The following is a 24,307-nucleotide window of genomic DNA, read 5'->3' as shown; positions in this document are numbered from 1 at the left end:
TCCGATCATGTTTTCCGCTTGCGTCTGCCTGCTTTTGAGGAACCCCGGGGCGCTGGCGCATCCGGGCGGCGACCATGTGTTCCGCTTGCGCCCGTCCGGTTTTGAGCTTGACAGGAAAACGCTCGCCCCGGCGGCGTATGGATGTTTTTCGTTGCCGTTTTCGCCCCGCTTTTATATGATGATAGATGGATCGATGACGAGCGGAGGATGGACATGATGATTTATCTGGATAACAGCGCGACGACCAAGCCGTTTCCGGAAGTGGTCGATGCGTTCGCTACGGTCGCCTCTCACTATTTCGCCAATCCGTCTTCGCTTCACGGGCTGGGCATGAAGGCAGAACGGCTGCTTAGGCAGGCGCGTGAACAGATCGCCGCCATGCTTGATGTCAAACCGAGCGAAATCGTGTTTACGTCCGGCGGAACGGAGGCGAACAACTTCGCCATTAAAGGGGTGGCGTGGCAATACCGGCGGCGCGGCCGGCATATCATTACGACCGAAATCGAGCATCCGTCCGTTGCCGAGCCGTGCCGGCAGCTTGAGGAGCTCGGGTTTGAAGTGACCTACTTGCCGGTCGGACCTGATGGACGAGTGTCAGCCGAACAAGTCGCGCGCGCCCTGCGCGATGACACGATCCTCGTGTCGGTCATGCACGTCAACAACGAAGTCGGCGCGGTGCAGCCGATTGAGGAAATTGGAGCCGTGCTCGCCCGCCACCCGAAAACGCTGTTTCATGTCGATCGGGTGCAAGGCATCGGCAAAGTTCCTCTTGATGTGAAACGGTGCGGCATCGATTTGTTTACGGTCTCAGCTCATAAGTTTCATGGGTTGCGCGGCGCCGGCCTTCTTTACGTCCGCGACGGCGTCCGTCTGACGCCGCTGATCGCGGGCGGCGGGCAAGAGCGGCAGCTTCGGTCCGGGACGGAAAACGTCGCCGCCATCGTGGCGATGGCGAAGGCGCTCCGTCTGGCCTTGGAACGATATGAACGAGACATCGGCCGGCTGCGGGAGTTAAAAGCCGAATGGCTGCAGGCGCTCGCCGCGATTCCAGGCCTTTCGATCAACACGCCGGAGCGCGGTTCGGCGCCCCATATTATCAACTTTTCGCTGCCAAGCGGCATCAAGCCGGAAGTGTTCGTTCATGAGCTCGAAAAAAGCGAGATTTACGTTTCCACAACATCCGCCTGCTCCTCGAAAAGACGGGCGCCGAGCAAAACGCTGCTGGCGATGGGCGTTGGCGAAGGCCGGGCGGAGCGCGGCATCCGCATCAGTTTGTCTTTTGACAACAGACGTGAAGAGATCAAACCGGCTGTCGCGGCGATTCAACAGGCGATCAAAACGTTAAGCGAGGTAACGGGATCACATGGAGATGAAGTATGACCGCATTTTAATCCGTTATGGGGAAATGACGACAAAAGGAAAAAACCGCAACCTTTTCGTGCGGCGGCTTAGACAAAACATCGCCCGCAAGCTGCGGGCATTTCCGCGCATCGACATTGAATACATGCGCGACCGAATGTACATCTTATTAAACGGTGAGCCGCACGAACCGATCATCGCCAAGCTGAAAACGGTATTTGGCATCCATTCATTCAGCTTAGCCATGAAGTGCGAAAACGAGCTTGAAGCCGTGAAAGAAACGGCGCTCGCCGCCATCCGGCAGCTTCCGTATCAAGGGAAAACGTTTAAAGTAAGCGCCCGCCGCGTCAACAAACAGTTTCCCTATCGGAGCGAAGAGCTCAACCATGAGGTGGGCGCCCATATTTTGCGGCAGACGGACGGGCTGACGGTCAACGTGCGCGAACCGGATATCGATGTACGCATCGAAGTGCGCCAGGACGGCACGTATGTGACCTGTCACGACATTTTCGGGGCTGGCGGCCTGCCGGTCGGAACGAGCGGCAAGGCGATGCTCATGCTCTCGGGCGGCATTGACAGCCCGGTCGCTGGCTATTTGGCGATGAAGCGTGGGCTGGAGATCGAAGCTGTTCACTTTTTCAGCCCCCCGTTTACAAGCGAGCGGGCCAAGCAAAAAGTCATCGACTTAGTGAAGCAGCTGACCGTTTACGGGGGAAGAATCAAGCTTCACATCGTTCCGTTCACCGAAGTGCAACAAGCCATCTATCAAGGAATGCCGAATGAGTATTCACTGATCTCCACCCGAAGGGCGATGCTGAAGATTACAGACGCGCTCCGCCGCCGCCATCGGGCGTTGGCGATCGTCACGGGCGAAAGCCTTGGCCAAGTCGCCAGCCAGACGCTGGAAAGCATGTATGTCATTAACGACGTCACGAATACGCCGGTGTTGCGGCCGCTCGTTTCAATGGATAAAATGGAAATCATTGAAATGGCTAAGCAAATCGGCACGCATGACATCTCGATTCTTCCTTATGAGGACTGCTGCACCATTTTCACGCCACGGGCGCCAAAAACAAAGCCGAAGAAAAAGAAAGTGCTTCATTACGAGAGCCAGCTCGATCTTGCGCCGCTGCTCGAAAAAGCGGTCAACGACACGGAAACGATCGTCCTCGACGAACAGGACGGGCAAGCTGACGAGTTTGCCGACCTCTTTTGAATCTCAAAATTTACCAAAATCAACGTTGCATACATCCATCTGTTTTCACACACTCTATAGGTGCAAGGAGGTGAAAACAGATGGCACGCAACAACACGAATCAATTGCTTGTTCCAGGCGCGCAGCAAGCGCTTGAGCAAATGAAATATGAAATCGCCCAAGAATTTGGCGTCAACTTAGGCGCTGACACGACATCGCGCGCGAACGGTTCGGTCGGTGGCGAGATTACGAAACGTCTCGTCGCGATGGCGCAACAACAATTGGGCGGTGCACGCCAATTCTAATTTCATCACCATGGCTTGGGCGGCGGGGAGCTTCCCCCGCCGTTTCTTTTGTCAAAAAATGATTCAAAATAGACCGACTATTTTGTATAATAAAAAGTGCCATCCATAGAAATGAAATCGGAGAAAGGGGAGAGGGACGAATGAAGAGGGAAGAATTGATCGCCCCCGAGCGCTACAACTTGACGTCGGAAGTCGAGCGGCACGCGGCTTTTCATCCAACCCGCATCGCGCTAAAATGGGAGAGCGAACAAGGCGAGACAAAAGAGATTACATACGGCCGCCTGATGGCGCGCGCCAACCAAATTGGAAACGTTTTCTTATCGCGTGGGCTGCAAAAAGGAGACAAAGTGCTCATCATGGTGCCCCGTCTCATTGAAGCCTATGAAGTGTACTTAGGGGCGCTGAAAGCGGGACTTGTCGTCATCCCGAGCTCGGAGATGCTGCGGACGAAAGATCTGGAATACCGACTCACCCATAGCGAGGCCAAAGCGGTCGTCGCCTACGCACCGTATCTTGACGAGTTTGCGCCGATCGCAGGCATTGACCGCCTCACCAAGTTCGTCATCGGAAACGAGGGACAAGACGGATGGATCCCGCTGGAAACCGCCATGGCGAACGAGAGCGAGACGCTTGAGGCGGCGGACACCGCGCGCGATGACATGGCGTTTTTGTCCTACACCTCTGGCACGACCGGCAATCCGAAAGGGGTTGTCCATTGCCATGGCTGGGCGTACGCTCACTTGCGGACAGCGGCCAAAAATTGGCTCTGCATTGAGGAAGGCGACCTTGTTTGGGCGACGGCCGGGCCGGGGTGGCAAAAATGGATTTGGAGCCCGTTTTTATCGGTGCTCGGCTCGGGAGCGACCGGGTTCGTCTATTACGGCCGTTTTGAGCCGGAAAAATATTTGCAGCTACTAGAAAAATACAACATCAATGTGCTGTGCTGCACGCCGACGGAGTATCGCTTGATGGCGAAAGTGCCGGATATCGGCCGCTACCGTTTGCCGCATCTGCACAGCGCCGTATCGGCCGGCGAGCCGCTCAATCGCGAAGTAATCGATACGTTCGCCAAGCATTTTGGCGTCCACGTGCGCGACGGCTATGGGCAGACGGAAAACACGCTGCTTGTTGGCGTCATGAAGGGGATGGAAATTAAACCGGGATCAATGGGGAAACCAACGCCGGGCAATCTTGTCGAGATCATTGACGAAAACGGCGAACCGTGTCCTGTGGGCGTCGTCGGGGATATCGCCGTCCATGTCGACACGCCGGCGCTGTTTAAGTATTACTACAAAGACCCGGAGCGGACGGCCATGCAGTTCCGCGGCGACTATTACATCACCGGCGACAAAGCGCGCAAAGACGAGGATGGCTACTTCTGGTTTGAAGGCCGCGGCGATGACATCATCATCAGCTCCGGCTATACGATCGGCCCGTTTGAGGTTGAAGACGCGCTCGTCAAGCATCCGGCGGTGAAAGAATGCGCCGTCGTCGCCAGCCCGGATGAAGTGCGCGGCCATGTCGTCAAAGCGTTCGTCGTTCTCCGCGACGGGGTCGACAAAAACGATCCATCGCTCATTCCGGCATTGCAGGAGCATGTCAAACAATTGACCGCTCCGTACAAATACCCGCGCAAAATCGAGTTCGTCGATGACTTGCCGAAAACGGCGTCCGGGAAAATTCGCCGCGTCGAGCTGCGCGAGCGGGAAGCGCGCTTGGCCGGCCGGTCGTCGTAAGCGCAGGGATATGGAAACGCGAGGGCAATGAAAGGCCGCAAAACAGCCCGCCTCCTTAACGTGAACCCGCCTGAAGGCCACCCGTTTCGGGAGGGGGCGAGCCGTTCATAAAACGAAAGAGGGTGTCCCGAAAGGATCGGGATCCCCTCTTTCATTGCTATCTATACGTGCTGACTGCTTCTGCCGCACGATCGGTTGTGCCGATCTTGAAGGCAGCCCGCCTTTTGGGTCAGCCCTTCTTCCATCCATACGCACCCAATACTCCCGCACACCTTGTCGTCTCGCGAAGAACGGCGGCCTTGCGCGCCGTTTATAAAAAGACGCGTTTCACCTTATCCCAGAACGAATTGTCTTTCAGCCGCACCGTTTTGACGACGCGATCGCTCAGGCGGATGTCGATTCGTTCGATATGCTGGATGCTGAGTGCCTCGTTGTCGAGGCCGATGATCGGAAAATGGCTTGCTTCTTCCGACATTTTTAGCGTCAGCTTCCGCGCTCCGCTTAAAATGAACGGTGAGCCGAGCGTTCGGTAGCGGTTGCTGTTAAGGGAAGCGAGCTCGCTCACTTGGAAGCACGGCAAAAGCGGATCGACGACCGCCCCGTGCACCGATTTATTGTAGCCGGTGCTGCCGGTCGGCGTGGAGACGATCAAGCCGTCGCCGCGGAACGTTTCAAAATGAAGGTCGTCAATAAAGACATCGACCGCCATCGTTTTTATGATTTGCGAGCGAATCGAGCATTCGTTTAAACAAAAGAACGAGGTCGTGCCATCGATCGTCACTTCAATGATCGGATAGCGCCGCACTTCAAGTCGCCAATTTTTGGCCGCTTCCACCATATGATCGATATCGTTGATATGGAAATCGCAGTAAAATCCGCGCGTCGGCAGCACGGACACACCGACATACAGACTGTCGGGACGGAACCCGGTTTGTCGGACCGCTTGTAAAAATGCCCCATCGTCGCCGATGCTGACGATGATATTCGCCTCGCGAAAGTCATCGACCACGACGAACGGCCCGCGCTCTGCTCGCTCGATCAGCGGCTTCACCCGTTCGACGAGATCGTCATCGCGCTTATAAAAAAAATAAAGCCGATTGCGTTCCATCGTCATTTTTAGCGCCCTCCTATTGGCATGATCTAGCTGTTCCATGTACAATGAATATTGTACCACGTTTTCCATGATTCTAAAAATATAGGAGGCTGGCGGAAGCCCGAAGGCCCCACAAGGACGCGGGAAGGCTCATGCAGACGCAGGAAGCGTCCTGGGGCTCTTGTTCTGTCAGGAGAGGGAACCAGCAACATAGGGGGGAAGAAGATGAATCGAAAGCGATGGGTGGCGTTGGCGATTGCCGCCGTCTTGCTCATTATCTCGGTGCTCGTCGAGGTGATTGGCGCGCTAGTATCCGACGAGGCTGGGCGCTGGTCGGACAGCTGGCTGGCGATGATGGAGGCGCCGTTTAGCGAAGAAGTTGTTCAAGACGGCGATCCGCTGAAAAAAATTGCGGTCTTGGAAGTGAACGGCGTGATCGAAGACGCGGGTGAAGCCGAGGGATTTTTGTCATCGCCGCTTTACCATCACCAAACGTTTTTGCGGATGATCGAACAGGCGCAGGAGGACGAGGATGTCAAGGCGATTGTGCTGCGCATCAATTCGCCGGGCGGCGGAGTGGCGGAGAGCGCGGAAATTCATGATCAGCTCTTGAAGCTGAAAAAGAAAACGAACAAGCCGATTTACGTGTCGATGGGGGCGATGGCCGCTTCCGGCGGCTATTACATTGCGACCGCCGGCGATAAAATTTTCGCCAGCCCGGAGACGATCACCGGCTCCATCGGGGTGATTATGCAGAGCGTCAATTATGAGAAGCTGGCGAAAAAGTACGGCGTGGAGCTCGTGACGATCAAAAGCGGGCCGTACAAAGACCTCATGAACCCCGCGCGCTCGATGACGGAAGCGGAACGCGACATACTGCAGCGGCTCATCAACAACTCCTATGAGGCGTTTGTCGATGTGGTCGCCAATGGGAGAAAACTGCCGGAAAATGTGGTGCGCAAGCTGGCCGACGGCCGCATTTACGACGGTCGCCAGGCAAAATCGCTTCATTTGATTGATGAGTTTGGTTACTTCGACGATGTGATCGCGGCGCTCAAAAGAGAGCATCACCTCAAGGGGGCGCAAGTGGTGAAATACGCGACCGACACGCCGTGGAGTTCGCTTTTTGGGCTTGCTTCAGCCCGCATCAAGCCAGACAGCGGAACGCTGGAAATTGCCCGCTTGCTGTCGCGGCCGTCATCTCCGCGGCTCATGTACTTGTATGCCGAGTAAAGGAGGGAACAACCGATGACAGAGATGGAAGCGTCGGTTCCGGCGGCAACGAGTCTGCCCGCGGAGCGCCCCCGCTGCTATGGCGGATTTTGGCTTCGCTTTTGGGCGTATGGCCTTGACCTTCTTGTCGTCTCAAGCTTGAACCGGCTGATCGTTCGCCCGCTTTTTCGCTTGTTTGACTGGCCGCTGGAGCAGGACGGCTTGTTCGCGCCGGCGGCCATCGCGGCGGCGATTTTGTTTTATGCGTATTTTGTGCTCATGACGAAAGCGTTCGGCCAAACGCTTGGCAAAATGGTGTTCGGCTTAAAAGTGGTTGACGAACGGGGCGGGCGGCTCACGTGGCTGACGGTGCTGTTCCGCGAAGTCGTCGGCAAGTTTATTTCCAAAACGCTGTTGTTTGTCGGTTTTCTGTTCGTGGCGTTTTCCGAAAAGAAAAAAGGCATGCACGATCAATTCGCCGATACGATCGTCATCCGCGAGTAGTCCCCGGCAAAGGGCGCCGGTCACTTCACCATCATCATCGACCTGCCGAAACGGCAGGTTTATTTTTTTGCCATATGGTGACAATGTATGGAGAAAGGAAGTGCGGACCGTTGAAAACAGGAATGGTAGTGATCATCATCGTTGGTTTTTTTCTGTTGCTGCTCGCCTCGATGAAAGTGTCGGTGGCCATCGCTTTCCGCCACGTACGGAATGATGAAGAATGCAAAATCGTAGTGCGCACGCTGTTTGGCCTTTTCCGTTATACGATCCGCATTCCGCTCCTCAAACCGGAATGGGACGGAAAAACGCCGCAGGTGGCGTTTGTCAAAAAGCAAGGTGTCGGCGGAACGAGGGACAAGGAGGAAAAAAAAGGGAAGTTGACCCCGGCGAAAGTGGCCCGCTTCATCCGGCAAGTAAAACGGTTTTTGCGGCAAGTTGTCGATTTGCACGAGATTATGAAACAATTTTATCGCCATGTAACGGTGACGCAATGGGAGTGGAAAACGAGAATCGGCACGGGCGATGCGGCGTCAACCGGCTTGCTTGTGGGGCTTGGCTGGTCATTGAAATACATGATCATCGGCGCGGTGAGCCGCTACATGAACATGAAAACCGTCCCGGTTGTTGCCGTTGTGCCGGCGTATGACCAAGCCGTGTCAGAAACGGCGTTTGCATGTATGATTCATTTTCGAATCGGGCATGCTATGGTAGCAGGATGGCGAGTGATTAAGCATTGGCGCGGGCGGCGGCCGGCGAAATGGTCGACCGCACGGCAGGCAAACGAAGGCTACTAGGAGGAATGAGCATGACGAACCATCCGATTCAAGGGCTGATGACGACGGCGATGGAAAATTTAAAACAAATGATCGACGTCAACACGATTATCGGCGACCCGGTCGAAACGCCGGACGGCAGCGTGATTTTGACCGTGTCGAAAGTCGGGTTTGGCTTTGCCGCGGGCGGCAGCGAGTTTATGGTTGACGGCCAACAACATGGCCAGCAAGGAACACAAGCGGGCGGAAACGGACAGGCACAAGGGAACGGACATCCGTTTGGCGGCGGCAGCGGCGGGGGCGTGTCGATTACGCCGATTGCGTTTCTCGTCGTCAACTCGTCCGGGGTGAAGCTGCTTCATCTGGACGAAAGCACGCACTTATATGAAAAAATTCTCGATGTCGCTCCGCAGGCGCTTGAAAAAATTCAGGCGATGCTGAAGAAAAACAAGAAAGACGGCGGCGCCCGCGAACAGACGAACGACTTTGACATTTAGCCGGACCGCTGGCGTCCGGCGTTTTTTGTTTGGCAACCGTATCGGACAAAATCGTTGAAAAATTCCGTTTTGCGCTTTAGTATGGAAGTAGTACATATTTTTTCTAAAGGGGGAGAGAACCCATGGCTCAGGTGACGTTTAAAGGGCAGCCGGTGACGCTTGTCGGCAACGAAGTGAAAGTCGGCGACAAAGCGCCGGATTTCACCGTGCTTGATCAAAACTTGCAGGAAGTGACGCTCGCCGACACGAAAGGGCACGTCCGGCTGATCAGCGTCGTTCCGTCGCTCGATACCGGGGTTTGCGACGCGCAGACGCGCCGATTCAATGAGGAAGCGGCGAAGCTGGACAATGTGAAAGTGTTGACGATCAGCGTCGATTTGCCGTTTGCGCAAAAACGGTGGTGCGGCGCCGCCGGCATTGAGAACGTGCAAGTGTTGTCCGACCATCGCGATGTCTCGTTCGGACAGGCCTACGGCGTCTTGATCAAGGAGCTGCGCCTGCTTGCCCGCGCCGTGTTTGTCATCGACAGCAACGACACGGTGACGTATGTCGAATACGTGCCGGAAGTGACGAACCATCCGAACTACGAAGCGGCGATAGAAGCGGCAAAAGCGGCGAAATAACGATGAGCGGCGGACATCCGCCCGCATAGGATGCCCGACCATAGCGGCCCCGACTCGTTCGGGGCCTTTTCATGTTTTCGATCGGCCCCTTTCTTGCGGTGTGAGGCGGACGGGCGTACAATATACAGAAGGGACGTTGGTAGAAAGGTGGGGACGGATAGATGATGACGCCAGTTGAACGGTTGTTCACGGTCGTTGACGAGACGGCCCGGATTTTGCAAGAAGAATTGCAATGCACGTATTTGGAAGCTGTTGCCGAGACGGGGGAAAATTTGTTTCATGGCGACGTGTTGCAAGACGAAGTGAGCGAGCTGAACGCGAAACGGTTGAAAAAGCAGTATCGCGAACTGCTGCTGGAACGGTTTCAAAACGAAGACATCCGCAAAGCGTTCCAGCTCGCGGTGCTAAAAGGGATGCGAACGCATGTCCAGCCGCATCATCAAATGACCCCGGATGCGGTCAGCTTGTTTTTGGCCTATTTAGTCCGCGAGTTTACGCGCTCGCATTTGGCGGTGACGATTCTCGACCCGGCCGTCGGCACGGCGAATTTATTAACGGCGGTGTTAAACGGCCTGCGGGGCAAACAGGCGGCCAGCTACGGCAGCGATGTCGACGACCTGCTCATCAAATTGGCCTATGTCAACGCGAACTTGCAAAAGCATGCGGTGCAACTGTTTAACCAAGACAGTCTCAGGCCGCTGTTTGTCGAGCCGGTCGATGTTGTCGTCTGCGATCTGCCGGTCGGCTATTACCCGGATGACGACAATGCCGCCCGCTTCGCCTTAAAAGCAACCGAAGGAAAGTCGTACGCCCACCATTTGTTCATCGAGCAAAGCTTGCGCTATACGAAAGAGGGGGGCTACTTGTTTTTCCTCATCCCGAATACGTTGTTCTCAAGCCCGCAGGCGGGGCAGCTGAACGAATTTTTAAAAGAGGCGGCCATCGTCCAAGGCGTCCTGCAGCTGCCGCTGTCGATGTTTAAAAACGATCAGGCGGCCAAAAGCGTGTTGATTTTGCAAAAGAAAGGGCCGAACGTCAAAAAGCCCAAACACGTGCTGCTTGTTGATTTGCCTATATTTTCCAACAAATCGGCGATGCAGGCGATGATGGCCAAAATCGACGCTTGGATCACTGCGGAAAAAGGACAGTGACAAGAGGGTGTCCCCAATGGTGGTGGGACACCTTTTTTGATCACCGGCCCGCCAAGCCTCTCCACCAAACGGGAAGTTGCCTCTTCCTCCCTCTTGCGCTCACGCCTAGGAGACCGGTGATTTAAGCGGGCAAGCCGCTTATCAAGCCTGTTTTTCAAATAGAAAAGCCTCATCGCATCAGGATCACCTTTCAAACGATCCCCCCATTGCTCAAAAGAAACAACCGTTTTTCACCAGCCTTCTAGAGGAGTGGCTTCTCGATGATCAAGGCTGCTCTTGCCCCTCCCTTTGCAATCAGCATCGTTTTCATTTTTCGCAACATAAAAACTTTTTCTTGCAACCGGTTGCGAACCAAAGCCGCGCTTGAAACGGGGAAACGGGGTGCATACAATGAAAAAGGCATAGTGAAACGGACGCGCATCGCGCACACTAATGGCAAGCGCGAGCGGATTTTTGTCAAAAAGGAGCGGGATACGTCTATGGCGAAAGTGCTAGCCATTAATGCAGGAAGTTCCTCGTTGAAGTTTCAGCTGTTTGAGATGCCGGCGGAAACGGTGCTGACCAAAGGGGTGGTCGAACGGATCGGTTTTGACGACGCGATTTTTACCATCGTCGTAAACGGCGAAAAGCATCAAGAAGTGACGGCGATCCCGGATCATGCCGCGGCGGTGAAAATGCTGCTGGATAAACTCATTCGCTACGGCATCATCCGTTCGTTTGCCGAGATCGATGGCATCGGGCACCGCGTCGTCCACGGCGGCGAAAAGTTCAGCGATTCGGTGCTGATTACCGATGAAGTGATCCAGCAAATCGAAGAGGTGTCCGAGCTCGCTCCCCTTCATAATCCGGCCAACCTCGTCGGCATTCGGGCGTTTCAGGAAGTGCTGCCGGACGTGCCGGCGGTGGCGGTGTTTGATACGGCGTTTCACCAAACGATGCCGGAACAATCGTTTTTATACAGCTTGCCGTACGAGTATTACACGAAATATGGCATTCGCAAATACGGCTTCCACGGTACGTCGCACAAATACGTCACCCAGCGGGCGGCGGAGCTTCTCGGCCGACCGATCGAACAGCTGCGCCTCATCTCGTGCCATTTAGGCAACGGAGCGAGCATCGCGGCGGTGGAGGGAGGCAAGTCGATCGACACGTCCATGGGCTTCACCCCGTTAGCCGGCGTGGCGATGGGGACGCGCTCCGGCAACATCGACCCGGCGCTCATCCCGTACATTATGGAAAAAACGGGAATGACCGCCGATGAAGTGATTGACGTGCTGAACAAAAAGAGCGGCATGCTCGGTATATCCGGCATCTCGAGCGATTTGCGCGACTTGGAAAAAGCGGCCGCCGAAGGCAATGAGCGCGCGGAACTCGCGCTTGAAGTGTTCGCGAACCGGATTCATAAATACATCGGCTCGTATGCGGCCCGCATGTGCGGGGTCGATGCCATCATCTTCACCGCCGGCATCGGCGAAAACAGCGACGTCGTGCGGGCGAAAGTCTTGCGCGGCCTCGAGTTCATGGGAGTGTACTGGGATCCGATCCTAAACAAAGTGCGCGGCAAGGAAGCGTTCATCAGCTATCCGCACTCGCCGGTCAAAGTGCTCGTCATCCCGACGAACGAAGAGGTGATGATCGCCCGCGATGTGATGCGGTTGGCGAATTTGTCCATTCATTAAAAGGCTGCCGAAAATCACCGGATGGCATTTTGACGAGAAAAAACGGTCGCCGCCATGTCAACGAAAACGGCTGTCCCGAACAGACGGGGCGGCCGTTTTTTATGGCGTTTTGGCGCCTCTTCGTTCGCGTCTCACTCTCGGCCCCCGGCAATCGTCGGAATTGCCCGCGTTGTTATTTCGCGCCAAAATGAGGGTGCATACCCGGTGTAAAGGGGGTGAACAGATATGGCCTTGTTTCGTGATCATGCTCATTTGTATCGGGTGATCGGCGAGTTCATGCAAATTCCATCGCGGCCGCGGACGATCGAAGAGCTGCGGCGGTGGTGGGGCCATCATCCCGCCTATTATGAACAAGGGAACGAATTGGAGCAAATCAACCGGATCGGCGAGCAAATCCGCCGTTCCCGCGCCGCGTTCGTCTTTTACTTGACCGATCCGGAAGCGGTCATCAGCATCGATGCGAGGTGGCCAACGCCCGGCGAACATTACGAAGTGCTGTTCGGACGGGGGCTCGATCAGCCTGACGTCGCCATTGTAACAACCGGGGACGTCGCCCATCAATTTTGGGGTGGCAATATTAGCGTCCCGTTAGCTCTCATAACGGGAAAAATGAGAGCCAAAGGATCGAAAGCGAAGGCGCTCCAGCTGCTGCCGCGCATCGCGCCAGCGTTTCCGCTTTACCGGCGCTACTTGGAGCTCATCGATGAGCCAGCGCTTCTGCGGGCGCTGCAGACGTAAAAACATCGGGAAACGCCAAGGGCGAGAAGGGAAAGTCCCGACAAAGTTCGGGATAGGACGGCGGTGGGAAAGGCGATATAGTAAAAGTGCGGAAATAAATTTCAGATAGTTCAAAATTTTAGGGAGGATATGAAGATGACAGCCGTAAAAGACATTTTTCAGCTGATCGACTCGCAGTTGAAGGAAGACCCGTCCCGCGCTGATGGGATTGTCGCCGTGTACCAATTCAATTTGAGCGGAGCCGATCCGGGGGTGTATCAAGTCGTCCTGCGCCCGGATGCCGGATTTGTCGTTGAAGGAGAACAGGAGACGCCCGATTGCACGCTCAGCATGGATAGCGACGATTTCAAAAAAATGGTCGACGGCGAGCTCAACGGAACGGAAGCGTTCATGAGCGGGCGGCTTCTCATCGATGGGGATATGGGGTTGGCGCTGCGGCTGCAGGAAGTGTTGGCTGCCTACAACAGCGCCAACCAATGAGCAAAGCGGGATGTTCCGAGAGCGGTGACAGCATGGAGCAACAGGCAAACAAAGACGGCGGGCTTGCCCTTTTCCATCAGCCCGCCCATTTTGGCTAAAAGGAGACGAGGGCATGGATTTGCGCACGATTTGGACAAAAAACATCGAGCAGTTCGGTCCTTACGCGGCGTTGATATTTGAAGGAAAAGAGTACACGAACGTCGAGTGCGACGCCCGTTCGTCCCAATTGGCTCACACGTTGATCGAGCTAGGGGTCAGGCCGGGCGACCGCGTTGTCGTGACGATGCCGAACAGCCCGGAAGTCGTGATCGCCTTCAGCGGTGTCGTGAAGGCCGGTGCAGTCGTTGTGCCGGTGTTGCCGCTATTGCAGGCGCAGGAACTCCATTACATTTTTCAAGATTGCGAACCGAAAGTCGTGCTGACAGCGGAAATGTTGCTCGGGAAAGTGAGAGAAGCGGCGCGCGATTTGCTGCGCTCACCGTCCGTGTTGACGCTCGAGCCTTCTAACTCGCCTCACTCGCTGTGGGAGAGGATCAAGCAGGCCCCGGCCACTCTGCCGGAGGTGGAAATCACGGACAACGACGCGGCCGCCTTGCTTTATACATCAGGAACAACCGGCCAGCCGAAGGGGGTCGTGCTGACGCACCGCAACTTGTACGCCAATGCCGAAGCGGCGGCCGAAATGGCCAAGCTGCTGCAAATGAAGAGCGATCGTGTCGGCCTCGGGGTGTTGCCGATTTCTCATGCGTTCGGTTTTACGATGATGAATGTGGCGCTGCTGCTTGGTGACCGTGTCGTTCTTCTGCCGTATTTCGAGCCGAAAAAAGTGCTTGCAGCCATCGAAATGTACCGGGTCACGCACACCGCGATGGTGCCGGCCATGTTTCACGCCTTATGTCATGTTCCTGAGGCCGATCGGTATGACACCTCCAGCCTAGTGGCCTGCGTGTCCGGCTCCGCCTCGCTGCCGCCGGCGCTTGCCGAACGGTTTCAGCGCCAGTTTGGCTGCTTGATTTTGGAAGGCTACGGCCTGTCAGAAGCGGCGCCCATCGTTACAGCAACCGATCCGACGAAACCGATCAAGCCCGGATCGGTCGGGCTGCCGCTGCCGGGGGTGAAGGTCGCCGTTGTCGATGAACAAGGAAATCCTCTGCCGCCCAATGAGGTGGGGGAGCTGATTGTTTCTGGGCCGAACGTGTTTTGCGGCTACTATGGAAAAGACGAAGAAACGCGTCGAGCGCTGCGCGACGGTTGGCTGTATACCGGGGACATGGCGCGCATCGATGAAGACGGGTACGTGTTTATCGTCGACCGGAAAAAAGATGTCATCATCCGCGGCGGATTCAACATTTATCCGCGCGATCTTGAAGAGCTGCTCATGTCGCATCCTGATGTGCTGGAAGCGGGCGTTGTCGGCGTTCCGTCGCCGAGGATGGGAGAAGAAGTCGCCGCTTACGTCGTCATCCGCCGCGGGGCGAGCGTGACGGAAGAGGAACTCATTCGCTTTTGCCAAGAGAAAGTGGCGAAATACAAAAGCCCGCGCTTTTTGAAGATCGTCGGTTATTTGCCAAAAAATTTGCTCGGGAAAACGGACAAGAAAACGTTGCGCGAGTGGGCGAACGAGTTCGTTCCCGCCGCTGTGGACGGGAATGAATAAGCGGAACGCGCCCCGTTGTGATTGGCATAAAAGGAGGGAGAAACGATGATCTCATTTCGGCCGACCGAAGAGGAGCGGGCGTTTTGCGAAGTGGCGAAAACGATCGCCGTTGAAGAGATGCGGCCGAGCGCCCGCGACTGTGAACAGCGCCGTTCTGTAAGCGCATCCATCGCCAAACGCCTTCACGAGTTGGGATTTTTAGGGCTTGAACTTCCCGAAAGCTGGGGTGGGCTGGAACTTCCGCTCATATCCCAAGCGCAAATTTGGCAAGTGCTCAGCTATGGGGATTTAGGGATTGTTCAAGGGCTTCCCGGACCCGGGGAAGCCGCCTCGCTCATGCGTCAGACGCCTGAGCATCCCGTTTGGCGACCGTATCGGGACGCGGGTCAAACGGGAATATGGCCGACGGTGGCCTTCATCGACGGTGAAGAAACGATCGAGGTCCGCCGCAGCCGCGACGGTTATCGGCTCAACGGGACATCCGCGCCAGTCCGGCGCGCCGCTTTTGCCGATTGGGTGGTTGCAGCCGGCAAGGATAACGAGGGGGAACCGGTCATTGTCGTTTTCGATGAGCGCACATGGGAGACAATCGAAGGCGATTTCCGCCTCGGGCTGCTGGCCGCGGGGCTTGGGCGCATTCGCTTTTCCGATGTGTTCGCGGGCAACGACCGCGTGCTTGCCCGCGGAGAGGAGGCGTCGGCCTTGCTTGGGCACGCCCGCGCCCGCCAGTGCGTGCTTGAAGCGGCGAAGGAAGTCGGGTTGATGGAAGCGGCGCTCGATTACACTATCGAATACACGGCTGGCCGCAAGGCGTTCGGACAGGAAATCGCCAAATTCCAAGGCGTATCGTTTACGGTTGCGGAAATGGCGTTTGAATGCCGCGGGGCCCGGAACATCGCTTGGGCCGCCGCTTGCCGCGTTGACGAGCAAGGAAGGGCGGCGGAAGGCTTCGCTTGGCGGGCGCTCGCCCGCGCCCATCGGTCGGTGCGCTACGTCACCGATCAAGCCGTGCAAATGCTGGGCGGGCACGGCTATGTGCAAGAATATCCGGCCGAAAAATGGATGCGCGACGCCCAAGCGCAAGTGCTGCTGTATGCCCGGGAAACGGACTGGTTCATCCGCCGCGGCGAACAGCTGCTGGACGAACAGAAAGAGAGGGTTGCACCGTGATTTCATTTGCGTTGTCACCGCAGCAAAAACAAATCAAAGAGCTCGTTCATTGGTTCGCCCAACACGAAGTGCGCCCGCTTGCCCTCGAGGCCGACCGGCTCGGACGGGTCCCGGAGGAGTGGCTGCAAAAAGTGAACAAAATGGGCATCCAGCTGAACACATCGTCATTCGGCGGCGGACGGTCGGCGCCAGCGGCGGGGCAGAAACCGGACAAAAAAGAACGCGAAGGCAACCGCGTGGCGGTGATTGCCGCCGAGGAGCTCGCGTGGGGCTGCCCGGCCATTGCCTTATCCCTTCCCGGTCCCGGCCTTGGCGGGCCGCCGATCCAGTCAAGCGGCACTCCGGAACAGAAGCAGCGCTTTTTATCGATATTTACGAAAGACGAACCGCGCTGGGGGGCGTACGCGCTGACCGAACCGGAGGCCGGTTCGGATGCGTCCGGCATTCGGACGACAGCGAGAAAAGTTGACGGCGGCTATGTGTTGAACGGGCAAAAAATTTTCATTACCAACGGTGCTCGCGCTTCATGGGTCGTCGTGTTCGCCACGGTCGATCCGAAGCTCGGCCGCGCCGGACACCGGGCGTTTGTCGTCGAAAAAGGGACGCCGGGATTTACAGCCACCCGCACCGTTCATAAGATGGGGCTGCGCGCCAACGAGACAGCGGAGCTCGTGTTTGAAGACTGCTTCGTCCCGGCGGAAAACTTGCTCGGTGGAGAGGAGTTGTACAGCGCCGCGGCCCATCAACCATCCGGATTTCAAGTGGCGATGAAAACGTTCGATAGCACGAGACCGATCGTTGCCGCCATGGCGGTCGGCATCGCCCGTGCGGCTTACGAATATACGCTCGAGATCGTTCGCCGCGATTATCCGAAGCAAGGGCGGCTGTACTATGAAGCGGCTGAGCTGCTCGCCGAGGCGGAACAAGAGATCGATGCGGCGCGGCTGCTCACGTGGGAAGCGGCGTGGAAAGCGGACATCGGCGAAGCGAACGCGATGGAAGCGGCGATTTGCAAAGCGGTGGCTGGCAAAATGGCGCTGCGCGTATGCGCGATGTGCCTTGAGCTGCTCGGCCCGGTCGGTCTTGATGGGCATTTGGTGGAGAAACTGTATCGCGACGTGAAAGTGTTTGATATTTTTGAAGGCACACAGCAAATTCAGCGCCTTGTCACCGCCCGACGGTTGTATGCGCCATACGGCGTCCATGTATAACGTCTCCTATGCCCAACTCGTTTCGGGCGGAACGAGCTTGGGCGCTCTGACTCGCAGTCGCCAAGGATATCCCCGCCCGATCGGCATCGGTTCCCGGTCGATTCGGTCGTCATCGGAGCGGCCAGCGCCGTTGGCGGGGGCATCGCAGCGAACGAAAGGAGAGAGTGTGACTTGCCTTACGAAACGATTCGCATCGAACGGCGGGACAAAGGAGTCGCTTGGCTGATCATCGACCATCCGCCGGCCAACGCCATTAGTGAAACGTTGATGAACGAATTGGAACAAGCGGCCGATGAGCTGGAAGCCGACAGCAAGGTGCGCGTGATCGTCATTGCGTCGGCCCATCCGAAAACGTTTCTCGCCGGCGCCGACTTAAAGGACATGATTCGGCGGGGAAGCCAGTTGGCCGGCAATAAGGCCGGCATCGCCGAACAGAGCGCCCGCATGCAGCGCTGCTTCGACCGCTTCGCCAAAATGCCGAAACCGGTGATCGCGGCCATCAACGGCTATGCGCTCGGCGGTGGCTGCGAATTGGCGCTCGCTTGCGACTTCCGCATCATGGGCGGAGGCAAAATCGGCTTAACGGAAGTTTCCCTCGGCTTGATTCCAGGAGCAGGCGGGACGCAGCGGCTGACGCGCCTTGTCGGACGGGCGAAAGCGACGGAGCTTATTTTTCTCGCCCGCCGGCTCGATCCGCAAGAAGCGCTCGCGCTCGGCCTCGTTCACCGCGTGACCGCTCCGGAACGGCTGAACGAAGACGTAGCATCGTTTGCCGAACAGTTGTCCGAAGGCGCGGTGCGGGCGATGGGGCTAGCCAAGCGGGCGATCGATGCCGCCGAGGAGTGCGCTGAGGATGGGTTCGCTGTTGAAGCGGCGTCCTTTGCGGCCACGTTTCAAACAGGGGAGCCGGCCATCGGGCTAGCGGCGTTTTTCCAAAAGAAACAACCGCAATTTTTACGATAAACGGAGGGATCAGCGATGTCATCGTGGGCGGAATTGTTGAAAGGAAAGGTGGCGGTCGTCACCGGTGCTTCGCGCGGCCTCGGGCGTGCGGACGCGCTCGCGCTGGCGGAAGCGGGGGCTGATGTCGTCATCACCGATATTTTGCTTGAATCGGATGAGGAAAGCAGGCAAACAGCGCAAAAATACGGACCGCTCTCCCAAGTGATGCAAAGCACGAACGTCGTGTACGCGGAAAAAACAGCGGAAGAAATTCGCGCCATGGGGCGGCGGGCAATGGCGATCAAAATGGACGTCACCGACCGCGAGCAAGTGAAGGACGTGTTCGCCCGCGTCAAAGAGGAGTTCGGATCGATCGACATTTTGGTCAATAACGCCGGCACGCTTGACCACGTTTCACAAATCGAAAAGCAAAACGATGCGTTGTGGGAGCGCGATTTGCGGGTGAATTTGACCGGCACGTACAACTGCACGAAAGCCGTGTGGCCGTACATGAAAGAGCAAGGATGGGGGCGGATCATCAACATGTCGTCCGTCGCCGGCACGCTCGGTGGCTTCGGGCAGGCGAGCTACTCGGCGACGAAAGGAGCGGTGTTGAGCTTTACGAAAAGCATGGCGCTGGAAGGAGCGCGCTACGGCATTACGGTGAACGCCATCGTGCCGGGCATTATCAATACGGAAGCGTTCCGCATGGGCAACCCGAAAATGAACGAACGGATGATCCAGCGCACGGCGTTCCGCCGCCCGGGTGAGCCCGAAGACGTCGCCAACGCCATCGTCTTTCTTTGCTCCGATAAGGCGAAATATATTACCGGCATCGGGTTGAACGTATCGGGAGGCATAGAACTGTTTACGTTTTGAGCCAAAAGCGCGGTGGTGGCCGAGCGCCAGCTGACCTTTGGGCTGTGGCGCAGCCTCGCATTCTCACCGCGTCAGAAACGTTTGGCCAACCGGCTATCGGACTGTGAGCCTACACCCGAAGCGGGCACCGCGGGGGAAATGTTGTTGGCTAAGGCCAGCAAGTGAAGGTGGGCTCGGATCGGAAGCGGCGCGGCTTCGGCGGCCCACAGCAGCTCGCTAAGGGGAGAGCGGATCGATGATGATCCGAGCGTGAGAGGCACTCGCCAAATCGCTAAACGATTTCGAGCAGACCGATTTTCAGACAGAACAGGAGGAGCGGCATGAGGGAAGTGGTCATTGTCGATGCCGTGCGCACGGCGATCGGCAAGAAAAAAGGAGCGTTCGCCAACGTCCATCCGGTTGACTTGCTTGTTCCGGTGCTGCGGGCGCTTGTCGAACGAAACGGATTGGACGCCGGCTTGGTGGAAGATATCGTTGTCGGCTGCGTGACGATGACCGGGGAGCAAGGCGGCAACATCGCCCGTCAAGCCGCGCTCGCTGCCGGCTTTCCGGTCGAAGTGCCGGCGTTTTCGTTAAACCGGATGTGCGGCTCGAGTCAGCAGGCCATCCATAACGCGGCGCAAGCGATTTTGGCCGGCGACATGGACATCGTCATCGCTGCCGGCGTAGAAAGCATGACCCGCGTTCCGATGGGAAGCGATATGGGGCGATTCAGCCGCCAGCTGACAAGTCGGTACAACATCGTGCCGCAAGGGATTTCCGCCGAGATGATCGCGAAAAAATGGGGGTTGTCGCGCGACGAGTTGGACGCGTTTGCGCTCACCAGCCATCAAAAAGCGGCGGCAGCCACCGATGGTGGAATGTTTGCGCGGGAAATCATCCCACTTGAAGTGCAGGGCGAAAACGGAACGATGACAGTTGCCCATGATGAAGGAATCCGCCGCGATACATCGAGGGAAAAGTTGGCAGCGTTAACGCCATCATTTCAGCCCAAAGGCGGTGTCATCACGGCCGGCAACTCAAGCCAAGTGAGCGACGGAGCGGCCGGCGTGCTGCTCATGTCGGCGGAAAAAGCCCGGCAGCTCGGGTTGCGGCCGAGAGCCCGCATCATCGCCCGCGCGGTCGTCGGCGAAGACCCGATTCTGATGCTTACCGGCGTCATCCCGGCCACGCGCCGCGTGCTCGAAAAAGCGGGGCTGCGCCTGGACCAAATCGATGTCATCGAAATCAATGAAGCGTTCGCTTCGGTCGTCAAAGCATGGGAGCGGGAGCTTGAGCCGGATATGGCGAAAGTGAATCCGCGCGGCGGAGCGATCGCCCTCGGACACCCGCTTGGCGCGAGCGGGGCGCGGCTGCTGACGACGTTGTTGCATGAACTCGAAGACATGAACGGGACTTACGGTTTGCAAGTGATGTGCATCGGCTTTGGCATGGCGACCGCCACCATGATTGAACGCTTGTAAAGCGGAGAGGAGGGGAGCGGTTTGCACGCATCGATCGAAACAGCCAAACCGAAACAAAAGCGCGATTTTACGGCGGTCAGCGCCGCCATTGAAGCCGAGCTGGCCGCCATCACGGCGGGAAGGCGACGGCGAAAAATCATGACAACGTTTGTCAAAAACGGACTTGGCGTAGTGTTTAGCGACATCATCGCCCATAAACTGCGAGGGAAAGAAGGAGATAGTACTTCGTTGCGCCAAATCGGCCGCCGGCTCCGCCTAGCGTTTGAGGAGCTCGGCCCAACGTTCATCAAGCTTGGGCAGGTGCTCGTCACCAGGCAAGATTTGCTGCCGGAGCCGATCACGCTCGAGCTCGAACGATTGCTTGACCGAGTGCCGCCGATCGAGTTTGCGAAAATCGAGTACATTCTCGAACGTGAGCTTCCGGACGGTCTTGAGACGTTTGAATGGATCGAAGAAACGCCGCTCGGTTCGGCGTCGCTTGCCCAAGTATACAAAGCCAAGCTGAAAGACGGGCCGGTCGTCGCGGTCAAAGTCGTGCGCCCGACGGTCGAAAAGCTGTTTCAAACCGACATCGCTGTTATCAAAAAAATGGCCGCCCGCCTGCAGAAGCGGCTGCCCCCTGAACTGCAGGCCGCCCTCGATCTTGGGGGGCTCGTGCAAGATTACTACAGCAGCGCCATGGATGAGCTGGATATGACGGAAGAAGCGCGAAAAATGCAAGAGATGAAGCAAAAATACGAAAGGAGGGCCGAACATGTCACGGTTCCGCACGTGTACGAAGCGACGAAAAGCGTCTTAATCATGGAATACATCGACGGCTGGCTCATAAAAGATTTCCCCGTTGATTTTCTCACCTTTGAAGAGCGGGTCAACATCATGATCGACCTCGTTCACCATTATGTGCAGACGATGCTCGATGGCCATTATCATGCCGACGCCCACGGTTCCAACATCATGATCGACAAGCGGACGAAAAAAGCGGTCATCATCGACTGGGGAATGACCGGACGGATGGACAGCGTGATGGCGCAAATTTTGATGCGCGTCATTTTGCACATCCAGCTCAACCAAGCAGAAGACGCCGCCGAAGTGTTTATGGAGCTCATGTCGCCGACCATCTACACCGATGTCGTCAAATTGAAAGATGAACTGCGGACGCTGACGTTAAACTATGTGTCCGCCCACCAGGGAAGCAGCCGCTACAATTACGGCCGCCTCGTCCTTGAAGCGACGGCGATCGGGCTTCGCAATTATTGCAAAGTTCCAAACGGCTTGGCGCTTTGGGCGAAAGGGTTTTCCGCGACCGAAGGGACGGCGCGCTGGATTTGTCCGGAAATCTCGTACGGCGAAGTCATCGAGGCGTATGAAATCCCGATTTTAAAAAGCATTCTCGGAAAGCGTTTTAATTTCCGCGCCAACGCCAGCTTCGTCGCTGAAACGGCCGAATTGGTCGCCACCTTGCCGCGCCGGTTCAACAAAGTGCTCGAGACGGTGGCGGAAAATAAATGGCGCCTGACCGTGCAGCTGCAAACCGACCCGGTGACGCGCAATACGCTCAACCAAATTGCCAACCGGCTGGCGCTTTCCCTCCTCGCGTTTGCCATTATCGTCGCCACCGGATTGATTGTCGCCAGCATCCCGGGCGGAACGTTTTGGGGGATGGACAAAACGACGATCGCCAACATCGGATTGGCTGTTTCATTCCTCTTGGTGGTGTTTCTTGGTTGGCGGCTGTTCCGCACGCGCAAGCAACGGCCGCGGTTTTAACCTAGCTTGTTGAAAAAATCGGCATCAGGCGGTCGGCGCGGTTCTGAAAGGGAAAGCTTCCGCTACGGCAATCGAATCGATCCGCGATGAAGAGTGCTAGCCATGTTCGCTGGATAGGAACGCCATCCGATAATGGCCGCGATCGGATCGATCCGCGATGAAGAGTGCTAGCCATGTTCGCTGGATAGGAACGCCATCCGATAATGGCTGCGATCGGATCGACTCGCAACGAAGAGTGCTAGCCATGTTCGCTGGGCAGGAACGCCGTCCGATAATGGCCGCGATCGAATCGATCCGCAACGAAGAGTGCTAGTCCCGGGCACGAGCGCATCGTGCCACATTGTCGCTAAAGGAGGGAACGATGTGCGCGACGAGCATCAGGAATGGACGATGTCCCAGCGTATCGAAGCGTTTTACCGCCAAAGTGGCGGACCGGGAAGCCCGGTAATTCGGCGCCTGTTGGAGAGGCATTTGCTGTATGGAAAAGACCATGGCATCCCCGGAAAACGGGAAGAATTCGCGGACGCGTTTCGCGAAGTGTTTTTGCACGACCATTCCACCCGCTCGCTCGTTCTTGGCCTGTTCAAGCTAAAAACCGCCTTGCAAGAGGAATGGAACACCTACTTGGAGGCGCTGCGAGGTCAAGGCGGCGCCCGTGAAGCAAACGCGGATTTCGCTGACAGGCGGGAGCGATAAGGCGGTGAAAGGGGAGAACAACGATGGTGAAAGCGGCGGTGTTGCACCATTACGGGGAGCCGCTGGCGATCGAGGAGCTGGATTTAGCCGCCCCCCGGTTTGGGGAAGTAAAAGTGAAAATGAAAGCGGCCGGCCTCTGCCATAGCGATTGGCATGTCGTGCAAGGCCAGCTGCCGCTTCCTTTGCCGCTGGTGCTCGGCCATGAAGGGGCAGGCATCGTTGAGGAGGTGGGCGAGGGAGTGACGGGCGTTCAAGCCGGCGACCACGTTGTGCTCAATTGGGTGCCATCGTGCGGCCGCTGTCCTTATTGCCGCCTTGGCCGGCCCGACTTATGCGAAGCGGCGGCCCGGCTGACGGCGACCGGCATGCTGCCGGACGGGACGACGCGTTTTTCCCTTGGCGGAAAGCCAGTCTATCAATTTCTCACCGCCGGGGCGTTCAGCGAGCGCACGATCGTGCCGGAACAGGCGGCGATTCCGATTCGCCGCGATGTGCCGTTTGAATTGGCGGCCTTGATCAGCTGCAGCGTCATGACCGGGGTGGGGGCGGTCATCCATGCCGCGCGGGTGCGCCCCGGCAGCACGGTGGCCGTCATCGGCGCCGGCGGCGTCGGCTTCAACATCATCCAAGGAGCGGCGCTCGCCGGGGCCAAACAAATTATCGCCATCGACATTGTCGAGGAAAAATTGACGATGACGAAAACGTTCGGGGCGACGCATACGGTCAACGCCGGCGACGAAGATGCCGTCAGCGCGGTTCTCGACTTGACGGACGGCCTCGGCGTCGACTACGCGTTTGAAGCGATCGGCCGCCCGGAAACGATGGCGGACGCGTACAACATGACGAGAAAGGCGGGGATGACGGTCATCGTCGGCATCGCCGCGCCGCATGAAACGGTGGAAATTAACGCCTTCTCCTTGCCGTCGCAGGCAAAGACGTTGACAGGGGTGTGGCTCGGCCAAGGCAATCCCCCGGTCGACTATCCGAAGCTGCTCGACTTGTACGCGGCGGGCAAGCTGAAGCTAGAACCGCTCATCAGCGCCGTCTATGCGCTCGAACAAATCAACGACGGCTTCGCCGCCTTAAAGAGCGGACAAAACATCCGCGGCCTGATCCGCTTTGATGAATAAACACGCACCAACAAGGAGGCGATGCCTCTCACGGCGAGCTTGGACCG

Annotated in this window: 23 protein-coding genes; 22 read left to right on the top strand and 1 reads right to left on the bottom strand. The window is 57.1% G+C overall.

Annotated elements, in window-relative coordinates; all coding sequences use genetic code 11:
- The first annotated feature begins 216 nt into the window (after positions 1–216).
- The 4 genes from ACTVIM_RS13560 (at position 217) to mbcS (ending at position 4,595) form a co-directional block, all read left to right on the top strand.
- On the top strand, positions 217–1,380 hold the full coding sequence (locus tag ACTVIM_RS13560; protein ID WP_445612897.1) for a cysteine desulfurase family protein: 1,164 nt from the start codon (positions 217–219) through the stop codon (positions 1,378–1,380).
- The gene (thiI, locus tag ACTVIM_RS13555; protein ID WP_445614366.1) at positions 1,370–2,575 is read left to right on the top strand and encodes a tRNA uracil 4-sulfurtransferase ThiI; all 1,206 of its coding nucleotides are present in this window, start codon (positions 1,370–1,372) and stop codon (positions 2,573–2,575) included. The genes ACTVIM_RS13560 and thiI overlap by 11 nt, the downstream gene beginning before the upstream one ends.
- 80 nt (positions 2,576–2,655) lie before the next feature.
- A complete protein-coding gene (locus tag ACTVIM_RS13550) occupies positions 2,656–2,859 on the top strand; it encodes an alpha/beta-type small acid-soluble spore protein (RefSeq protein WP_025949520.1) in 204 nt (67 codons plus the stop codon).
- Between the two features lie 140 nt (positions 2,860–2,999).
- Positions 3,000–4,595 carry an acyl-CoA synthetase MbcS gene (gene mbcS / locus ACTVIM_RS13545; protein WP_445612896.1) on the top strand — a complete coding sequence of 532 codons (1,596 nt, stop codon included), beginning with the start codon at positions 3,000–3,002 and terminating at the stop codon, positions 4,593–4,595.
- Positions 4,596–4,905: 310 nt separating this feature from the next.
- Here the strand turns inward: mbcS and ACTVIM_RS13540 are convergent, their stop codons facing one another.
- Positions 4,906–5,709: an NAD kinase gene (locus ACTVIM_RS13540; RefSeq protein WP_144975920.1), complete on the bottom strand. Its 804-nt coding sequence runs from the start codon at positions 5,707–5,709 to the stop codon at positions 4,906–4,908.
- 204 nt (positions 5,710–5,913) lie between these two features.
- Between ACTVIM_RS13540 and sppA the strand changes: the two genes are divergently transcribed.
- The 18 genes from sppA to ACTVIM_RS13450 all read left to right on the top strand — a co-directional run bounded on the left by sppA (position 5,914) and on the right by ACTVIM_RS13450 (position 24,260).
- A complete protein-coding gene (gene sppA / locus ACTVIM_RS13535; RefSeq protein ID WP_445612895.1) occupies positions 5,914–6,921 on the top strand; it encodes a signal peptide peptidase SppA in 1,008 nt (335 codons plus the stop codon).
- 15 nt (positions 6,922–6,936) lie between these two features.
- Positions 6,937–7,404, top strand: a complete 468-nt coding sequence (locus ACTVIM_RS13530; RefSeq protein ID WP_445612894.1) for an RDD family protein — start codon at positions 6,937–6,939, stop codon at positions 7,402–7,404.
- A 110-nt stretch (positions 7,405–7,514) separates the two neighbouring features.
- A complete protein-coding gene (locus ACTVIM_RS13525) occupies positions 7,515–8,198 on the top strand; it encodes a DUF2953 domain-containing protein (protein WP_445612893.1) in 684 nt (227 codons plus the stop codon).
- A gap of 11 nt (positions 8,199–8,209) precedes the next feature.
- Complete coding sequence (gene ytfJ / locus ACTVIM_RS13520; RefSeq protein WP_033023443.1) at positions 8,210–8,674, top strand: GerW family sporulation protein; 465 nt, start codon at positions 8,210–8,212, stop codon at positions 8,672–8,674.
- Positions 8,675–8,796: 122 nt separating this feature from the next.
- The gene (tpx, locus tag ACTVIM_RS13515; protein ID WP_445612892.1) at positions 8,797–9,297 is read left to right on the top strand and encodes a thiol peroxidase; all 501 of its coding nucleotides are present in this window, start codon (positions 8,797–8,799) and stop codon (positions 9,295–9,297) included.
- Between the two features lie 161 nt (positions 9,298–9,458).
- Positions 9,459–10,448 carry a class I SAM-dependent methyltransferase gene (locus tag ACTVIM_RS13510; protein ID WP_445612891.1) on the top strand — a complete coding sequence of 330 codons (990 nt, stop codon included), beginning with the start codon at positions 9,459–9,461 and terminating at the stop codon, positions 10,446–10,448.
- 479 nt (positions 10,449–10,927) lie between these two features.
- Positions 10,928–12,127, top strand: a complete 1,200-nt coding sequence (locus ACTVIM_RS13505; protein WP_445612890.1) for an acetate kinase — start codon at positions 10,928–10,930, stop codon at positions 12,125–12,127.
- Positions 12,128–12,352: 225 nt separating this feature from the next.
- Positions 12,353–12,865, top strand: a complete 513-nt coding sequence (locus ACTVIM_RS13500; protein ID WP_445612889.1) for a hypothetical protein — start codon at positions 12,353–12,355, stop codon at positions 12,863–12,865.
- Positions 12,866–13,000: 135 nt separating this feature from the next.
- Positions 13,001–13,345, top strand: a complete 345-nt coding sequence (locus ACTVIM_RS13495; RefSeq protein ID WP_445612888.1) for an SCP2 sterol-binding domain-containing protein — start codon at positions 13,001–13,003, stop codon at positions 13,343–13,345.
- Between the two features lie 112 nt (positions 13,346–13,457).
- Entirely contained in the window at positions 13,458–15,002 is a 1,545-nt protein-coding gene (locus ACTVIM_RS13490) for a long-chain-fatty-acid--CoA ligase (RefSeq protein ID WP_445612887.1), read from the top strand.
- Between the two features lie 45 nt (positions 15,003–15,047).
- Positions 15,048–16,172: an acyl-CoA dehydrogenase family protein gene (locus ACTVIM_RS13485; protein WP_445612886.1), complete on the top strand. Its 1,125-nt coding sequence runs from the start codon at positions 15,048–15,050 to the stop codon at positions 16,170–16,172.
- A complete protein-coding gene (locus ACTVIM_RS13480; RefSeq protein ID WP_445612885.1) occupies positions 16,169–17,383 on the top strand; it encodes an acyl-CoA dehydrogenase family protein in 1,215 nt (404 codons plus the stop codon). Before ACTVIM_RS13485 ends, ACTVIM_RS13480 begins: the two co-directional genes overlap by 4 nt.
- 171 nt (positions 17,384–17,554) lie before the next feature.
- Positions 17,555–18,346 carry an enoyl-CoA hydratase/isomerase family protein gene (locus ACTVIM_RS13475; protein WP_445612884.1) on the top strand — a complete coding sequence of 264 codons (792 nt, stop codon included), beginning with the start codon at positions 17,555–17,557 and terminating at the stop codon, positions 18,344–18,346.
- A gap of 15 nt (positions 18,347–18,361) precedes the next feature.
- Positions 18,362–19,204 (top strand): SDR family NAD(P)-dependent oxidoreductase, encoded by an 843-nt coding sequence (locus ACTVIM_RS13470; RefSeq protein ID WP_033023461.1) that lies wholly within the window; start codon positions 18,362–18,364, stop codon positions 19,202–19,204.
- A gap of 320 nt (positions 19,205–19,524) precedes the next feature.
- Complete coding sequence (locus tag ACTVIM_RS13465) at positions 19,525–20,667, top strand: thiolase family protein (RefSeq protein ID WP_033023463.1); 1,143 nt, start codon at positions 19,525–19,527, stop codon at positions 20,665–20,667.
- A gap of 21 nt (positions 20,668–20,688) precedes the next feature.
- The gene (locus tag ACTVIM_RS13460; protein ID WP_445612883.1) at positions 20,689–22,434 is read left to right on the top strand and encodes an ABC1 kinase family protein; all 1,746 of its coding nucleotides are present in this window, start codon (positions 20,689–20,691) and stop codon (positions 22,432–22,434) included.
- Positions 22,435–22,797: 363 nt separating this feature from the next.
- Positions 22,798–23,130 carry a hypothetical protein gene (locus ACTVIM_RS13455; RefSeq protein ID WP_033844336.1) on the top strand — a complete coding sequence of 111 codons (333 nt, stop codon included), beginning with the start codon at positions 22,798–22,800 and terminating at the stop codon, positions 23,128–23,130.
- A 23-nt stretch (positions 23,131–23,153) separates the two neighbouring features.
- Positions 23,154–24,260 carry a Zn-dependent alcohol dehydrogenase gene (locus tag ACTVIM_RS13450; protein ID WP_445612882.1) on the top strand — a complete coding sequence of 369 codons (1,107 nt, stop codon included), beginning with the start codon at positions 23,154–23,156 and terminating at the stop codon, positions 24,258–24,260.
- Positions 24,261–24,307: the final 47 nt, after the last annotated feature.

Source organism: Geobacillus sp. YF-1 (genome assembly GCF_052692335.1).
Note: the sequence above shows the minus strand (reverse complement) of the source record. Positions and strands in the feature narration are given on the sequence as shown.

Bases quoted from the DNA above. Each gene is read 5' to 3' on its own strand.
- ACTVIM_RS13530 (WP_445612894.1), top strand. From the start codon at position 6,937: ATGACAGAGATGGAAGCGTCGGTTCCGGCGGCAACGAGTCTGCCCGCG.
- ACTVIM_RS13510 (WP_445612891.1), top strand. From the start codon at position 9,459: ATGATGACGCCAGTTGAACGGTTGTTCACGGTCGTTGACGAGACGGCC.
- ytfJ (WP_033023443.1), top strand. From the start codon at position 8,210: ATGACGAACCATCCGATTCAAGGGCTGATGACGACGGCGATGGAAAAT.
- ACTVIM_RS13465 (WP_033023463.1), top strand. From the start codon at position 19,525: ATGAGGGAAGTGGTCATTGTCGATGCCGTGCGCACGGCGATCGGCAAG.
- ACTVIM_RS13540 (WP_144975920.1), bottom strand. From the start codon at position 5,709: ATGACGATGGAACGCAATCGGCTTTATTTTTTTTATAAGCGCGATGAC.
- tpx (WP_445612892.1), top strand. From the start codon at position 8,797: ATGGCTCAGGTGACGTTTAAAGGGCAGCCGGTGACGCTTGTCGGCAAC.
- ACTVIM_RS13490 (WP_445612887.1), top strand. From the start codon at position 13,458: ATGGATTTGCGCACGATTTGGACAAAAAACATCGAGCAGTTCGGTCCT.
- ACTVIM_RS13505 (WP_445612890.1), top strand. From the start codon at position 10,928: ATGGCGAAAGTGCTAGCCATTAATGCAGGAAGTTCCTCGTTGAAGTTT.
- sppA (WP_445612895.1), top strand. From the start codon at position 5,914: ATGAATCGAAAGCGATGGGTGGCGTTGGCGATTGCCGCCGTCTTGCTC.
- thiI (WP_445614366.1), top strand. From the start codon at position 1,370: ATGAAGTATGACCGCATTTTAATCCGTTATGGGGAAATGACGACAAAA.
- ACTVIM_RS13450 (WP_445612882.1), top strand. From the start codon at position 23,154: ATGGTGAAAGCGGCGGTGTTGCACCATTACGGGGAGCCGCTGGCGATC.
- ACTVIM_RS13495 (WP_445612888.1), top strand. From the start codon at position 13,001: ATGACAGCCGTAAAAGACATTTTTCAGCTGATCGACTCGCAGTTGAAG.
- ACTVIM_RS13550 (WP_025949520.1), top strand. From the start codon at position 2,656: ATGGCACGCAACAACACGAATCAATTGCTTGTTCCAGGCGCGCAGCAA.
- ACTVIM_RS13560 (WP_445612897.1), top strand. From the start codon at position 217: ATGATTTATCTGGATAACAGCGCGACGACCAAGCCGTTTCCGGAAGTG.
- mbcS (WP_445612896.1), top strand. From the start codon at position 3,000: ATGAAGAGGGAAGAATTGATCGCCCCCGAGCGCTACAACTTGACGTCG.
- ACTVIM_RS13470 (WP_033023461.1), top strand. From the start codon at position 18,362: ATGTCATCGTGGGCGGAATTGTTGAAAGGAAAGGTGGCGGTCGTCACC.
- ACTVIM_RS13485 (WP_445612886.1), top strand. From the start codon at position 15,048: ATGATCTCATTTCGGCCGACCGAAGAGGAGCGGGCGTTTTGCGAAGTG.
- ACTVIM_RS13500 (WP_445612889.1), top strand. From the start codon at position 12,353: ATGGCCTTGTTTCGTGATCATGCTCATTTGTATCGGGTGATCGGCGAG.